General features: G+C 74.7%; 13 protein-coding genes. 10 read left to right on the top strand and 3 right to left on the bottom strand.

Features of this window, described 5'->3' with window-relative positions:
* The first annotated feature begins 8 nt into the window (after positions 1 to 8).
* The 4 genes from ACFVXH_RS22225 (at position 9) to ACFVXH_RS22240 (ending at position 2,770) form a co-directional block, all read left to right on the top strand.
* Positions 9 to 1,184: a glycoside hydrolase family 3 N-terminal domain-containing protein gene (locus ACFVXH_RS22225; RefSeq protein WP_387826361.1), complete on the top strand. Its 1,176-nt coding sequence runs from the start codon at positions 9 to 11 to the stop codon at positions 1,182 to 1,184.
* 303 nt (positions 1,185 to 1,487) lie between these two features.
* A complete protein-coding gene (locus ACFVXH_RS22230; RefSeq protein ID WP_387826363.1) occupies positions 1,488 to 1,943 on the top strand; it encodes a hypothetical protein in 456 nt (151 codons plus the stop codon).
* Positions 1,944 to 2,193: 250 nt separating this feature from the next.
* Positions 2,194 to 2,535, top strand: a complete 342-nt coding sequence (locus ACFVXH_RS22235) for a helix-turn-helix transcriptional regulator (protein WP_049656769.1) — start codon at positions 2,194 to 2,196, stop codon at positions 2,533 to 2,535.
* A gap of 43 nt (positions 2,536 to 2,578) precedes the next feature.
* On the top strand, positions 2,579 to 2,770 hold the full coding sequence (locus tag ACFVXH_RS22240) for a DUF6126 family protein (RefSeq protein WP_049656767.1): 192 nt from the start codon (positions 2,579 to 2,581) through the stop codon (positions 2,768 to 2,770).
* A gap of 19 nt (positions 2,771 to 2,789) precedes the next feature.
* On the opposite strand, the gene ACFVXH_RS22245 is transcribed toward ACFVXH_RS22240, so the two are convergent.
* The gene (locus tag ACFVXH_RS22245; RefSeq protein ID WP_375873752.1) at positions 2,790 to 5,282 is read right to left on the bottom strand and encodes a cytochrome P450; all 2,493 of its coding nucleotides are present in this window, start codon (positions 5,280 to 5,282) and stop codon (positions 2,790 to 2,792) included.
* Between the two features lie 341 nt (positions 5,283 to 5,623).
* Between ACFVXH_RS22245 and ACFVXH_RS22250 the strand changes: the two genes are divergently transcribed.
* The 4 genes from ACFVXH_RS22250 (at position 5,624) to galE (ending at position 9,720) form a co-directional block, all read left to right on the top strand.
* Positions 5,624 to 6,388, top strand: coding sequence for a sigma 54 modulation/S30EA ribosomal C-terminal domain-containing protein (locus ACFVXH_RS22250; protein ID WP_181970906.1), 765 nt, complete (start codon positions 5,624 to 5,626; stop codon positions 6,386 to 6,388).
* A gap of 52 nt (positions 6,389 to 6,440) precedes the next feature.
* Positions 6,441 to 6,902 (top strand): hypothetical protein, encoded by a 462-nt coding sequence (locus ACFVXH_RS22255; RefSeq protein ID WP_387826368.1) that lies wholly within the window; start codon positions 6,441 to 6,443, stop codon positions 6,900 to 6,902.
* A gap of 1,020 nt (positions 6,903 to 7,922) precedes the next feature.
* On the top strand, positions 7,923 to 8,573 hold the full coding sequence (locus ACFVXH_RS22260; protein ID WP_387826371.1) for a hypothetical protein: 651 nt from the start codon (positions 7,923 to 7,925) through the stop codon (positions 8,571 to 8,573).
* Positions 8,574 to 8,703: 130 nt separating this feature from the next.
* Entirely contained in the window at positions 8,704 to 9,720 is a 1,017-nt protein-coding gene (galE, locus tag ACFVXH_RS22265) for a UDP-glucose 4-epimerase GalE (protein ID WP_049660328.1), read from the top strand.
* 13 nt (positions 9,721 to 9,733) lie between these two features.
* Here the strand turns inward: galE and ACFVXH_RS22270 are convergent, their stop codons facing one another.
* Positions 9,734 to 10,423, bottom strand: a complete 690-nt coding sequence (locus tag ACFVXH_RS22270; RefSeq protein WP_387826374.1) for a transglycosylase SLT domain-containing protein — start codon at positions 10,421 to 10,423, stop codon at positions 9,734 to 9,736.
* 71 nt (positions 10,424 to 10,494) lie between these two features.
* Complete coding sequence (locus ACFVXH_RS22275) at positions 10,495 to 10,701, bottom strand: antitoxin (protein ID WP_049660325.1); 207 nt, start codon at positions 10,699 to 10,701, stop codon at positions 10,495 to 10,497.
* Between the two features lie 290 nt (positions 10,702 to 10,991).
* On the opposite strand from ACFVXH_RS22275, the gene ACFVXH_RS22280 reads away from it, so the two are divergent.
* Both ACFVXH_RS22280 and ACFVXH_RS22285 read left to right on the top strand, forming a co-directional pair.
* Positions 10,992 to 11,615 (top strand): DUF6542 domain-containing protein, encoded by a 624-nt coding sequence (locus ACFVXH_RS22280; RefSeq protein WP_074004891.1) that lies wholly within the window; start codon positions 10,992 to 10,994, stop codon positions 11,613 to 11,615.
* A complete protein-coding gene (locus ACFVXH_RS22285; protein ID WP_375873755.1) occupies positions 11,608 to 13,257 on the top strand; it encodes an LCP family protein in 1,650 nt (549 codons plus the stop codon). The genes ACFVXH_RS22280 and ACFVXH_RS22285 overlap by 8 nt, the downstream gene beginning before the upstream one ends.
* Positions 13,258 to 13,306: the final 49 nt, after the last annotated feature.

The raw sequence follows: 13,306 nt of genomic DNA on the forward strand, positions 1-13,306 counted from the left end.
GAGGCGTGATGGCCCTGTTCCGAAGTGTCGCCCAGTTCGGGGTGGTGCTGGCCGTCATGGGCGCCGCGCTCGGGCCGGTGCCGCTCGGCTCGCCCGCCCCGCCGCGCGGTGCCCCGAGCGCTCCGGGCGTCCCGGGTGCACCGGACGAGAGGACCGCGGCGATGGCCGGCCTGGAGCAGGAGGACTCCCGGGTGCTCGCCGGGCGGCGGGTCGTGCTGTCGTACCCGGGCCCGATACCGTCGGCCACGACGCTCCAGGCGATCCGGGAGGGCCGGGCCGCCGGGGTGATCCTGTTCGGTGAGAACATCACCAGCCCGGAGCAACTCGCGCAGGCCATAGCCGAGTTGAAGCAGGCCGCCGCCGAGGCGCCGCATCCGCGCCCGCTGCTGCTGATGACCGACCAGGAGGGCGGCAAGGTACGCCGGCTGCCCGGTGCGCCCGAACTCTCCGCCCGCCGCGTCGGGTTGGCGGCGAACCCGGTCGCCGTGGCGGCGGAGTCCGGGGCCGGCGCCGCCCGGACCCTCACCGACGCCGGGCTGAACCTCAACCTCGCCCCGGTGCTCGACGTCTACGACACGCCGGACAACTTCATCGACCACTCCGAGCGCTCCTTCGGCCAGGACCCGGCCAAGGTGGCGGAGTTGGGCAGCGCCTTCCTCACCGCCCAGCAGGGCCTCGGCGTGGCCGCGACCGCCAAGCACTTCCCCGGTCTCGGCGCCGCGCCCCGGGGCGCGAACACCGACGAGAGCCCGGTCACCCTGAACGTCCCGCTGTCGCAGCTCCGCGCCCGCGGCGAGGCCCCGTACCGGGCGGCCATCGCGGCGGGCGTGCGCCTGGTGATGGCCTCCTGGGCGATCTACCCGGCGCTGGACCCGGACCACCCGGCCGGGTTCTCGCACGCGATCATCCAGGGCGAGCTGCGCGGCCGGCTCGGCTTCGACGGCGTGACCGTCACCGACGCCATGGAGGCGGACGCACTGGCCCCGTACGGCGGCCCCGGTGACCGCGCGCTGGCCGCCGCGGCGGCCGGGATGGACCTGATGCTCTGCTCCGGGCGCGACCCCCGGCAGGGCGAGGAGGCCACCGAGGCGCTGGCCGCCGCCCTGGACGACGGCCGCCTGGACCGGCACGCCTTCAGCGAGGCGGTGGCCCGGGTCGACGCCTTGCGCGGCTCGCTGGGCTGAGCCGGCGGCGGCGGTTAGGAAGCGGCTCGGCGGCGGCTTCGAAGGCGGCTCCGGGGGCGTTCGGAAACGGTTCACCCGGGCTCCACGCGGGCGTCCCCTGGATGGGGGCGCCCGTTCGACTGTCCGGCGCTGATTGCGCCATCGAAGGTTCAGTTTCGGTCGACACCTGACTTCCGAGGGTAAATCCGCCTCATGGCCGAGGAATCGCATGTCAAAGTTTCTGTCGTGGGCCTATGAAATGTCATATGTACCACGTCACCTGTTCCCAGTCCGTCCTCATACCCTCCGAAGGAGGAGGCACCGATGAACCGCATGAGTCGCGCCACCTGGATCGCCGCCGGCGCCGTCACCCTGCTCGCCGCCCCCGTCCCGGCCATCGCCGCGACCCCGGCCGCCGCCACCACCACCACCTGCGGCTACTCCAGCCTGCAGGCCGGCCTGGCCACCTACGCCTGCGCCGACGTGACGGGTGGCAGCGTCGCGGTCTACGGGAAGATCGGCCTGGCCGGCCCGCCGTCCCCGGGCACCCCGTGGCCGCCGGCGCCGAAGGAGCTGGTGACCCACCTGTCGGCCAACGTGACCGGCGGGGCCTCGCTCGGCACCGTGAACGGCCGCACCGTGTTCCAGGTCTCCACCGTGCGGGTCGACGGCATCTCCAGCACGGTGCCGTGCGGGTCCACCGTGCACGTCTCCTTCGACGTCGAGGGCTTCTGGAGCGGGCAGGTCCCGGCCACGGTCGATGTGCCTGTAGTCTGCTGACGGCTCATCACCATGACTGCCGAGCCCGGGAGTTGGCAGCGTCCCGGGCTCGGCTTTCGCATGCCCCGACCCGATCGCGACCGCCCGGCGGAGCGCCCGGTCGGGGCCTTCCGGATTCCGGCGCACCCCGGCTGCGCGCGGTGACGACTTGAAGAAATCTTCATCTGTCGCGATGATGCCTACCGGCCGCGGCGGAGATCCCCGCCCGGCCGGACGACCATCCAGCCGGACCCGAGGGAGAGCGCGGACGATGCCGGTGCCGCTGTACCAGGCCAAGGCGGAGTTCTTCCGCACCCTCGGCCACCCCGTACGGATCCGGGTCCTGGAACTGCTCCAGGACGGCCCCCGGCCGGTGCGCGAGCTGCTGGCGGAGATCGAGGTCGAGCCGTCCAACCTCTCCCAGCAGCTCGCGGTGCTGCGCCGCACCCAGCTGGTCACGGCGACCCGTGAGGGCAACACCGTGGTGTACGCGCTCAGCACCCCGGACGTCGCCGAACTGCTGCGCGCGGCCCGCCGGATCCTGACCGAGCTGATCACCGACCAGGGCGCGCTGCTCACCGAGCTGCGCGCCCCCGGCGGTCGGCCCCGCTGAGCCGCGCCCGGCCCGTCCGCCCGATCCGAGGAGAAGCACCACCATGAGCGCCAGCACGAGCGACGACAGCGTGAGCGAGGGCAGTACCAGCGGGAGCGGTACGGGCGGGGACGGTACGAGCGAGGAGAAGCGGCGCCGCAAGGCGATGCTGATCCGCGCGGGCATCTACATCTTCGCCACCCACCTGTTCGCCGGTTTCGTGCTGCTGCTGTTCGCGCTCGGCGGCCGGAAGTAGCGTTCCCGGACCGGGCCGCTCACTGGCGCGCCTCCCGGTCCCGCACGCGGTAGCGGTGGCTGGTGCTGGTCCAGGCCTGCACGCCGGCGACCAGCTCCCGGGTGCCGTCCAGGTACCAGCGCCCGGCCGGGTGGCGGCGCAGCAGGTCGCGGCGCAGCTCCTCGCTCTCCTGTTGAAGCTGCGCCACCCGGGTGCGCACCGCGTGGACCGCCCGGTCGCGGGTGCAGCCGTGGGCCCGCTCGAGGGTGAGCACGGTGTTGAACGCCGTCCCGCCCTGCCGCTCCTCGCGCTTCAGCGAGTAGAGGTCGTTGATCAGCGTGGCGGCGTCGGCGGTGTTGGCGCGCAGCTGGTGCAGCGCGGGTTCCGCGTGCAGCGCGGCCGGGGCGTCGGTGCCGTGGACCCGTTCCATTATGTTCATGAACGGGTAGAGGCAACTGCCGTGCCGGCGCAGCCACATGGTGTCCGTCAGGTCGAGGCCGAGGGCGGGCACGGTGCCGTTGGCGCGGTGGTCGGCCTCGGCGGGGAAGGTGGCCAGGCAGGCCCGCCATTCCCGGGCCGCCCGGGCGCGCCACTCGGGGGACATCGAGGCGGTCTGGCGCTCCCACAACTCCCTCCAGGAGAGCAGTAGTCGACTTTCGGAAGGGCTCCCGCCGCGGGCGCCGTCGAGGACCGCGATCAGCGGGTCGACCACGGCGCGGGCCTGGACGGGGTGGCGGCCGGGCGGGCCGTCGAACCGGTCGTCCAGGATGGTGAACCAGCCCAGCATGTCCACCAGGAGGTCGAGTTCGGTGCCCCGGGCGCGGGGATAGGCGTAGCCGATCAGCTCGTGCAGCGCGTACCCCCGGTAGCGGGGCAGCTCCGCCGGGGTGAGCAGGCCGCGGCGGACCGCCCAGTCGGCGTGCCGGTCGGCGGAGAGGAGCAGGTCGGCACGCGACCGGAGGTCCGCCGGGGCGGCCGGGTCGGCGGGGGCGGTCGCACGGGTGGCGCCGGTGAACGGGCACCGGCCCGACGGCGGCTCACCGGGGGAGGAGGGCACTGTGTCCCCCGGTGAGGAGCCGGTATCACCCTCGCGGGAGGCCGCGGTGGAGCTCCTGCGTGGGGAGCGCGCGCCGCGCGGCGCGAGCCGCACCCGCAGGCCGTGCGCCTGGACCGTCGTCCACACCACCTCGCGGGCCCGGGCGCCCGGCACCGCCACCGGCCGCCAGCGCCGCAGGATCGCCGCGGCCGCGACGGTCAGCTCCGCCCAGGCGAAGGCCTCGCCGATGCACTTGTGCTTGCCCGCACCGAACGGCAGGAAGGACGGCCGTCCGGTGCCGCCGGCGTCCTGCCAGCGCTCGGGCCGGAAGCTCATGGGCTCGGGGTAGCGCAGCGGGTCGCGGTGCAGCGCGGTGAGGCTGTACAGCAGCTCGGTGCCGGCCGGGACGCGGTACGGGCCCAGATCGACCGGAACCCGGGCGGTGCGCATCAGGAAGGCGTTCGGCGCGTGCAGCCGCACCACCTCCTGGGTGACGCTGCGGGTGTACGTGAGCCGGGCCAGCGCCTCGAGGGTGGGGACGGTGCCCGCGGGCAGGTGCTCGTCCAGCTCGGCGAGGATCCGGGCCTCCACCTCGGGGTGGCGCAGCAGCTCGTCCAGCAGCCAGGTGAGCGTGGTGGAGACGGTCTCGGTGCCCGCGCCGAACATGGCGATCGCCTCGGACCGCACGTCGGCCTCGGTGAGCGGGCACCCGCTGGCCGGGTCGGTCGCGGCGCGCAGCAGGGCGGGCAGGGTGCGGCGGCCCTCCTCGGCGCCCGCGGCGCGGCCGTTGACGGCCTGGTCGACCACCCGGTTGAGCACCCGGACGGCGTCGTCGAAGCGCCGGTTGACGGGCAGCGGCAGCCGGGCGAGCGCCGGGCTCGGGTAGAGGGACTGGACGATCTGGCCCTTCACCAGGTCCGGCAGCGCCCGGTGGAAGGCGACGGTGGCGTCCTCGCTGAGCCGGGCGTCGAACAGCGTGCGGGTGACGATCTCCAGCGCCAGGTGGTTCATCTCCTTGGCCACGTCGAGGACCTGCCCGGGGCGCCAGCGCCCGGCCCGCTCCTCGGTGACCTGCTGCATCACGGCCAGGTACTCGCCCATCCGGTCCGGGCCGAAGGCCGGCTGGATGATCCGGCGGCGGTCCCGGTGGGCCTGGCCCTCGGACATCAGCAGGCCGTCGCCGAAGGCCGTCTTGAGGGTGTCCTGGACGGCGCCGCGCGGGCAGTCGTGGGCCAGCGCGACGAGCAGGGTGTGGACCAGCCGGGCGTCGGTGACCACGCAGACGGTGCGCGGGCCGAGGCGGATGCGGACCACCCCGCCGTGGCGGGAGAGCGAACCGAGGAAACGGAGCGGGTCGCGGAGCAGGGCACCGGCGTGCCCCAGGCCGGGCAGGGCGCCGGGGGCCAGCGGCGGGACGGCGGCGCGGGCCAGCGGGGACGGGCCGGGTGCGGTTCTCGGGGGGACGATCAGCTTCCGCGTCTCGGTCAGCAGGGACATGACACTACCTCTCACCAGAGGGGCCGGTGCGGGCGATGCCGGGTGGCAGCGGCGGGCCGGCCGGGAGCCGGGGGTCCGCCCAGCGCGGGCCCCGCGCGCGCCCCCGGCGGGAGGGCGCACGTTGAACAAACGCGCCGGTTTCCCGAGCGTTGCGCCGAATGTGCGGGGATCACTCCAACGGCCGAGTGGATCGACCCTTTCGTGCGTGCTCGAAATCCGGTGTTGACCTGCGCCGATGCGACCCTCCGGGCGGTCGGCGGCTCGCCCGCGGGGCAGGGTCTTTGGACCCTCGCCGCACGGGCGTACGAGGGACAGCATGGATGCGAAGAAGGAGGAACCTGATGACCCGTCTGCGCCACCGGCCGGCCCTCGACGTCCGGGTGGAGATCCGCGGTGAGCTGCCCCGCGAGGAGGCCGAGTACGCCCGGGCCCGGGCACTGGCCACCGCCGCGGCGCTCGGCCCCGACACCCACGCGCTGCGACTGCGGCTGACCCGCTCGCGAAACCGCTCGGTGACCCGGCCCGCGCTGGCCCAGGCGGACGTCGAGCTGGCGGGCGTCGGCCCGGTCCGGGTGCAGCTGGCCACCGGCACCGCGCGGGAGTCCGTCGACCTGGTGCTCGGCACACTGGCCGGCCGGGCCGTCCGGCTGCGCGAGCAGGGCGACATCGGCTTCGCCGTCGCGTACGAGAGCGCCTACCGCCCGCAGTTCGCCGACCGTCCGCTCGCCCAGCGGCGGATCGCCCGGCACAAGGCGGTCGTGCTCGCCCGCCGCGGCCCCGAACAGGCCGTGCTCGAACTGCTCGCCCTCGACCGGCGGTTCCACCTCTTCGCGGACGCCGCGACCGGACGGGACGGCCTGGTGCACCGCTGCACGCCGGGCGGCACGGTGGAACTGTGCGCCGCGGGCACCAGCGCGATGCCCCCGCTCGACCTCGCCGAGGCGGCCCGCCGGCTCTGGCTCACCGGCCGCCCGTTCGTCGGCTGGACCGACCCCGGCGACCACCGGGCCCGGGTGCTCTACCGCCGCTTCGACGGCCACTACGGCCTGATAGCGCCGGTATCGGAGGGCCGGATCGGGGCAGGAACCCTGTCGGCACAGGACTGACACCACGACCCGACGACCACACCACCAACTCTCCACGACAGGGGCCGGGACCATGGACTGCGACGAGGTCATGCTGACCGTCCGGATCACCGCCGCCGAGCGCGCGCTGCTGCGCGACCTCGCGCGCGGGCACGGCGGCGACGTCTCCGACGTGGCGGTGGACGGGCTGCTGGAGGTCATCCCCGCGCTGCACGACGACGCCTGCGTCCTGCCGCTGCTACGCGTTCTGGCCAGACCGGCGCCGTTCGCGCTCACGCTCTGGCTGCCCGCGGCGGTCGCGGACCTGCTGCCGCTGCTCGGTGAGCGGCTGGTGCGGACCGGCGGCCCCGCGGCCGGGTCGGCCAGCGCCGCGCTCTCGGCGGCCCTGCGGCTCTGGCTCGGCGGGGACCGGGTCGTCCTGGCGGCCGGGCTGGCCCGGCTGCACGGGGGCTGCGGCACCGGCGCGACGGCGGCGGTACGGCCCTGGGCGGGTGCGGCGGCCTTCGGCGCGGAGCCGGTGAAGGCCGCGGCCTGACCGTCCGGCGATGTGACGGTACGTCGGATCTGACGGTGCGTCGCAGCCTGGCTGGCAATGGCATGTCCGGGGCGGAAAATCCGCTGGTCAGAGCACTGGTCAGCACCTGCCGACGGGTCTAGCATTCCGTCACGGCCGACGGAGTCGCACGCCCCGGGACTCCGGCCGGGTGGCCGCCACCACCTCCTGCCGGGGAGCGCCCGCCCCCCTGCTCGCGCTCCCCGGCTCCGCCCCCTGTTCGCTCCCCGGCTCCGCCCTGCGCGGTTGCGCCTTGCGCCCAGGGCCGGTTCGGCGTCCCCGGCCGCCATTCGATCGAACGGCCCGGGGATTTTCGCAAGAGGTTTCTGTTATTCCCGCTCGCCCCTCCCGCTCTCCGGAGTGTCGGAAGGCCCGAGCCCCTCCGTCGCAGGGGCACGGGCCGTCGCGCGAGGAGAGGAACGCGATGGGACACCGGAGCAGCGGGCCGCGCCGACGCCGCCGGCCCACCCGCAGGGCGCCCTGGCCGCCGCGGCCCCGCCCCCGGCCCCGCCCCCGACCGCGGGGAGGACCGGCTCCCGAGGCGGCCATCAGTCAGATCACGCCGAATTCCGCCGACCCGGGCCGCCGCGCCGTGCTTGGCGGCACGGCGGCCCCGGTTCGGCGCACCACCCGGCTGCCGCACCCCGAAGCGGCCGCGCGGACGTGTCAACTCGCCGCTGACGGAGGCGGGTTCACCCTCGACGCGGGCGGCGGCCGGAGTCTCCGCAGTCGAACGGCGGCCTCTCTTACCAGAACTGTTCGTTGCTGAAGTCCTCGTGCGCCGAACGGGGTAAGGCTGTTCCTGTGAGCCCGTAAAACCGGTCGGCCCGTACGCCGGCCGAACCCTCCGACCCGAGCCGCCGACGCCCGCGGGCCCCAAGACCCGCAGGCCCGAAGGTCCGTCGCGCCGGGACCGGCCGCCGCCCACCCAGTGGCGGGCCGTTCCCGGCGCCGGCCGTTCCCAGCGTCCCTGCCCCCACACCGCCCCGAGGACCCTCCCGTATGCGAACCCGCCCCCACCTCAGCGCCCTCGCCCTCGCCGCGGCGGCCCTGCTCGCCGCCGCCGCACCCGCCGCCGCCCACGGCGAGAGCGTCCACCTGGACGTCACCGGCCAGCAGAACGGTCGCGTCAGCACCGTCGCCACCTGGGAGAACGACCACGACCCGGTGACCGGGGAGTTCGCCGGCACGCTCTCCGCGACGGCCACCGACGGGCGCGCCGTCGGCCCCTGGCGCCTGGTCACCGCCCCCGGCCGTCCCGGGACGTACACCACCCGGGAGATCCTGCCCGTCGGGCACTGGCGGGTGACGGTGGACTGCTCTTCCCCCGCCCCCGGGCACGGCGAGGGCGAGCTCGACATCGACACCGCGGTGGTCACCGACCCGGCGCCCGTGGGGACGGGGGGCCCGCCGCTCGCCGAGGCCCAGCCGGGGGACGGCTCGCCACGGTCCGCCGAGGTGACCCCCGCCCCGCTCCGGGAGACCACCGCCGGGACGGGGACCACCGCGGCCCCCGTCTCCGCCCGGGAGGCCGCGCCCGGCCGCGTCCACGCGACCACCTCCGACGCCACCGCCTGGGCGGCCATCGGCACCGCCTGCGCGGCCGTCGTCCTGGTCGCCACCGGCCTCTGGCTACGCCGCCACCGCGGCTGAGCCGCCCGGCGCGGGCCGGCCGTCTCCGGGGGAGCGGCCCCGCCGTGGAACCGGCCGGGTGCGAACCGACGTCCCTTCCGGTCACCGGGCGCCACCTGGCGCCCGGACGACCGCAAGGGAGCGCTCGCGCATGAAGAAGGTCCTGATCACCGGCGGCGCGGGATTCATCGGCAGCACCGTCGCCTCCGCCCTGCTCGACCGGGGGATCACCCCGGTCGTGCTGGACGACCTCTCCCGGGGGCGGACCGAGTTCGTCGCGGACCGGCTCTTCTACCGGGGCGACATCGCCGACGCGGCCCTGCTCGACCGGATCTTCGCCGAGCACCCCGACATCGACGCCACCGTGCACTGCGCCGCGAAGATCGTCGTACCGGAGTCCGTGGCCAAGCCGCTGTACTACTACCGGGAGAACGTCGCCAAGACGGTCGAACTCCTGGACGCCCTCCAGCGCCACGGCTGTACCCGGGTCGTCTTCAGCAGCTCCGCCTCGATCTACGCCCCCACCCCCGACGCCCGGGTCGACGAGAGCAGCCCGGTCGACGCCGGCAGCCCGTACGCGCGCACCAAGCAGATGATGGAGCAGGTCCTCCAGGACTGGACCAGGGGCGAGGGCGCCGAGCGCCAACGCGTCATCGCCCTGCGCTACTTCAACCCGATCGGCGCCGACCCGCAGTTGCGCACCGGCCTCCAGGACCTCCGGCCCACCCATGCCCTCGGCAAGCTGATCGAGGCGCACACCACCGGCACCCCGTTCACCGTGACCGGCACCGACTGGGCGACCCGCGACGGCTCCGGCATCCGCGACTACGTCCACGTCCAGGACCTCGCCGAGGCGCACGTCGCGGCGCTGCTCCGGTTCGACGAGGTGATCGCCCCGGGCGTGGCGGACCGCTACCGGGTGATCAACGTCGGCACCGGCGACGGGACCACCGTGCGGGAGCTGATCGCCGCCTTCGAGCAGGCCGTCGGCGCCAGCCTCGAGGTGCGGGAGGCCGGGCCGCGGCCCGGGGACGTGATCGGCTGCTACGCCGTCGTGGACACCGCGCGGGACCTGCTCGGCTGGCAGCCGCGGCGCGGCATCGCCGAGGGGGTCGCCGACGCGCTGGCCTGGCGGAGGGTCTGGTCCGCCCGGATCGCCGTCAGCTGACCGCCCGGAGGCGCTACTTCACGGCCTCGCCCGACTTCGACCAGTTGTCCCGCAGGCGGTCGAGGTAGGACTGCGCCTGGGAGCCGATCTTGACGCCCCGGGCGAAGGCCAGCATGTTGCCCGCGCCCGCGTTGTAGCCGAGGGCGACCAGTTCGTCCCGGTTGAGCGACACGCCCGGGCGCGCGGGAAGTTGGGCGGCGAGGTCGTGCAGGTGCCAGGCGGCCGCCTGGACGGCCAGGTCCCGGTCGTCCGGGAGCTCCTCCCACTGCCGGGAGGCGAAGGGGCGGCCGGGCTTGGTGTCGTCGAAGGCGGCCCGGTGCATGTTGGCGATGCCGAAGGAGGCGTCCGGTTTGCCGCGCTGCCAGGCCCGTTCGAGTTCGGGGTCGTGCGGCTTGTACGACTCGTTGTAGAGGATCGCCATCAGCAGCTGCGGGTTGACCCCGGCCTCGGTGGCGTACCGGCGGACCGGCTCCGCGTAGTCGGCCGGGTCGTAGCGGCCCGAGGGCTTCGAGGGCTTCGCGGAGCCGCCGGCCGACGGCGCGCCGCCGGACCCGGGGACGGACGGGGCGGCGGCGGTCGGGGAGGGGTCGGCGGAGGCCGCGCCGTCGTGGTCGTTGCCGCGCAGGAGGCCCAGCCCGACCACGACCGCGACGGTGAGCACCAGCCACTGCCCCCAGCCCGGCCCCTTCTTCTCCTCGCTCACCGCTGCCGCCCCTCCCCGTTCGCCCGTGCGGTCGTTCGACCGTCGTGCGGCCGATCGTGTCCTGCGGCAGGTTACTCGGCGGGCTTCTGGTCGCCGTCGAGGTTGCGCAGGAAGTCCTTCGCCTTCTCGACGCCGGTGTCGATCTGCCCGCTGTACTTGCCGTCCGTGCGGTCGTCGATCGCGTCGCCGACCTTGTCCAGGCCCTGCCCGATCACGTCGCCGTGGTCACGGGCGAGGTCGGTGGCCTTGCCCGCGAGGTTCTTCAGACTCTCAAACATGGTGACGCTCTGCTCCTCTGATGCGTTCCTGATGGTGTGCCGACGTGGCGGGGATCATGACCATCCTAACGACGGTCCACCAGGCGGTCGGTCGCTGCCGGGTGGCAGCGGATGACTTTGCTGAAATGGGTTTTGTATGCTCCAGCCCAACCTCTACAGCAATGTAGAGGCTTGGTCCCCACCAGGACGTCACCAGGGCGCCGCCAGGGCCCCGGCAGGACCGACGGCGTCCCGGCACGCGCGGTGGTGCGATCGCGCCGCCGCAGCCGCAACGATCGAGGGAAGTGCGCATGGCCGGTCAGCGGGCGAGAACGCCGTACCAGGACGCGGGGCCCCGCACCGAGGACCGCGCCCTGCCCGCCCAGCGCTCCTGGCCGGCCGGTGCGGGAGCCGCAGGCGCCCCCGGGAGGCGCGCGGACACCGCGGCGCCCCGGCAGGTCCGGTCGCCGCGCCCCGGGGCGGCCCGCCGCAGGCAGCAGGCGCGCCGGCGCGGCGGGACGGCGGCCGCGTTCTCGGCGGTCGGGCTGCCGCTGCTCGGAGCGGTCGCGGACGAACTCGACGGGCCGGGCGTCGGCCTCCTGTTCGCGGTGGGCTCGGTGCTCGGGACGGCGGCCGCGGCGCTGCTCTGCAGCCGCACCGGCCGGTGGTGGGTGGTGACGGCCGCTCCGGTCGTGGTGCTGCTCACCGCCTCGGGCGTCGAGTACCTGGCGCACCCCGGGAAGTACCAGGGGAGGAACCTCGGCACCGGCGCGCTGCGCTGGGTGGTCGGGGCGTTCCCGGTGATGGCCGCGGCCGTGGCGGTGGCGCTCGTCGTGGTCGCGGTCCGTGTCACGGCGGCCCGCCGTCGGGCGGTGCCGGAGCGCCGGCGGACCGGCAGGACGGCTGTCCCGGCCGGAAGGGGCCGCCGTGGCTGAGCGCGGCAACAGCCGTACCGGCGGCCGCGGCCAACACGGGCAGCGCGGTCTGCGCGGCCGGCGCGGCTACGACCCGCGCCGCGCCGCCGCCCCGCTGACCGTCGCCGGGCGCACCCTGGCCTGCACCGTCTCGGTCGCGGTGCTCGGCGCCAGCGGCTTCACCTGGTACGAGTACCGCAGCCTGGACGACGGCATGATCAAGTCCACCGCGCTGAGCGAGGCCAGGAAGAACGCTCCGCCGCACCTCGACAAGTCCGTCAACCTGCTGCTGATCGGCCTGGACAGCCGCAAGGACATGGACGGCAACGACCTGCCCCGGCAGTTCGTGGAGGACGAACTGCACGCCGGCTCCAGCGAGATCGGCGGGTACAACACCAACGCCCTGATCGTGCTGCACATCCCGGCCAACGGCGGCAAGGTCACCGCGCTCTCCGTCCCGCGCGACGACTACGTGCAGACCGTCGGCGCGGACGGGAAGATGCACAAGATCAAGGAGGCGTACGGCATCGCCAAGGAGGCCGCCGAGCAGAAGCTGGCGGGCAAGGGGCTCTCCAAGGCGGCGCTGGAACGGCAGAGCCGCGAGGCCGGCCGCTCGGCGACCATCCGGACCGTGCAGAGCTTCCTGGACGTCCCGATCGACCACTTCGCGGAGGTGAACCTGATCGGCTTCTACGACATCGCCAAGGCGGTCGAGCCGGTCCAGGTCTGCCTCAACCACCCCGTGGACGACCCGATCATCGCCCGGACCGCCACCCACGAGGGCGGCGGCACCGGCCTCAAGCTCCCGGCCGGGATCAGCTCCCTCGACGCCGCGCAGGCGCTCTCCTTCGTCCGCCAGCGCCACCACCTCACCAACGGCGACCTCGACCGCACCCACCGGCAGCAGGCGTTCCTCTCCTCCGTCGAGTACCGGCTCAAGCAGCAGGGCATCCTGAACGACCTCGGGCAGATGCAGAAGCTGTTCGCGGTGGTGAAGAAGGACGTGGTCATCGACAACGAGTGGAACATCCTCGACTTCGCCCAGCAGGCGCCCAACCTGACCGGCGGCAACGTGGAGTTCAACACCCTGCCGATCAGCGGCTTCAAGACGGTCGGCGGGCAGGAGGTCAACACCGTCAACCCGGACCTGATCAGGAAGATCGTCCGGCAGCTCTTCAAGCACGAGCCGGCGCCGGCCGTCCCCGCCGTCGTGCCCGTCGCGCCGTCCGGGGACGCGCCGGGCGAACCGGCCCCGTCGCCCTCCGCGACCCCGACGCCGAGCGCGACGCCCAAGGCGGTGGTCGACATCAACGCGGTCGCGGGGGCGGGGGCGGCGGCCAACGAGTCCCGGGCGCTGGCCGAACTCGGCTACCAGACGGGCCGGATCGGCGACGCCCCGGCCAGGACCCGGGCCACCGCGGTCGGGTACGGAGCCGGGGCCAAGGCCGAGGCGCAGCGCCTCGCCGCCCGCTACGGGGTGAACGCGGTCTTCTCGTCGGGGATCCCCGCGGGACGCGTCCTGCTCACCCTCGCCGTCTCCCGCACCCCGAGCCCGACGGCCGTACCGTCGGCCGCGCCGGGTGAGACCTCCGCCGACTCGGCGGCGGGGCTGCCGATGCAGGGGCCGGCGGTGAAGGCGGGCGGGATCCCGTGCGTGGACTGAAGCCCCTGCGGCGGCGGGGAGTTCAGCCCCGGCCGGGGCTGGTGTCCCG

It is taken from the genome of Kitasatospora sp. NPDC058184 (assembly GCF_042883725.1).
In the GTDB taxonomy this organism is placed as follows: Bacteria; Actinomycetota; Actinomycetes; order Streptomycetales; family Streptomycetaceae; genus Kitasatospora.

Coding starts and splice junctions, on each gene's coding strand:
- ACFVXH_RS22225 (WP_387826361.1), top strand. CDS start 9: ATGGCCCTGTTCCGAAGTGTCGCCCAGTTCGGGGTGGTGCTGGCCGTC.
- ACFVXH_RS22230 (WP_387826363.1), top strand. CDS start 1,488: ATGAACCGCATGAGTCGCGCCACCTGGATCGCCGCCGGCGCCGTCACC.
- ACFVXH_RS22235 (WP_049656769.1), top strand. CDS start 2,194: ATGCCGGTGCCGCTGTACCAGGCCAAGGCGGAGTTCTTCCGCACCCTC.
- ACFVXH_RS22240 (WP_049656767.1), top strand. CDS start 2,579: ATGAGCGCCAGCACGAGCGACGACAGCGTGAGCGAGGGCAGTACCAGC.
- ACFVXH_RS22245 (WP_375873752.1), bottom strand. CDS start 5,282: ATGTCCCTGCTGACCGAGACGCGGAAGCTGATCGTCCCCCCGAGAACC.
- ACFVXH_RS22250 (WP_181970906.1), top strand. CDS start 5,624: ATGACCCGTCTGCGCCACCGGCCGGCCCTCGACGTCCGGGTGGAGATC.
- ACFVXH_RS22255 (WP_387826368.1), top strand. CDS start 6,441: ATGGACTGCGACGAGGTCATGCTGACCGTCCGGATCACCGCCGCCGAG.
- ACFVXH_RS22260 (WP_387826371.1), top strand. CDS start 7,923: ATGCGAACCCGCCCCCACCTCAGCGCCCTCGCCCTCGCCGCGGCGGCC.
- galE (WP_049660328.1), top strand. CDS start 8,704: ATGAAGAAGGTCCTGATCACCGGCGGCGCGGGATTCATCGGCAGCACC.
- ACFVXH_RS22275 (WP_049660325.1), bottom strand. CDS start 10,701: ATGTTTGAGAGTCTGAAGAACCTCGCGGGCAAGGCCACCGACCTCGCC.
- ACFVXH_RS22280 (WP_074004891.1), top strand. CDS start 10,992: ATGGCCGGTCAGCGGGCGAGAACGCCGTACCAGGACGCGGGGCCCCGC.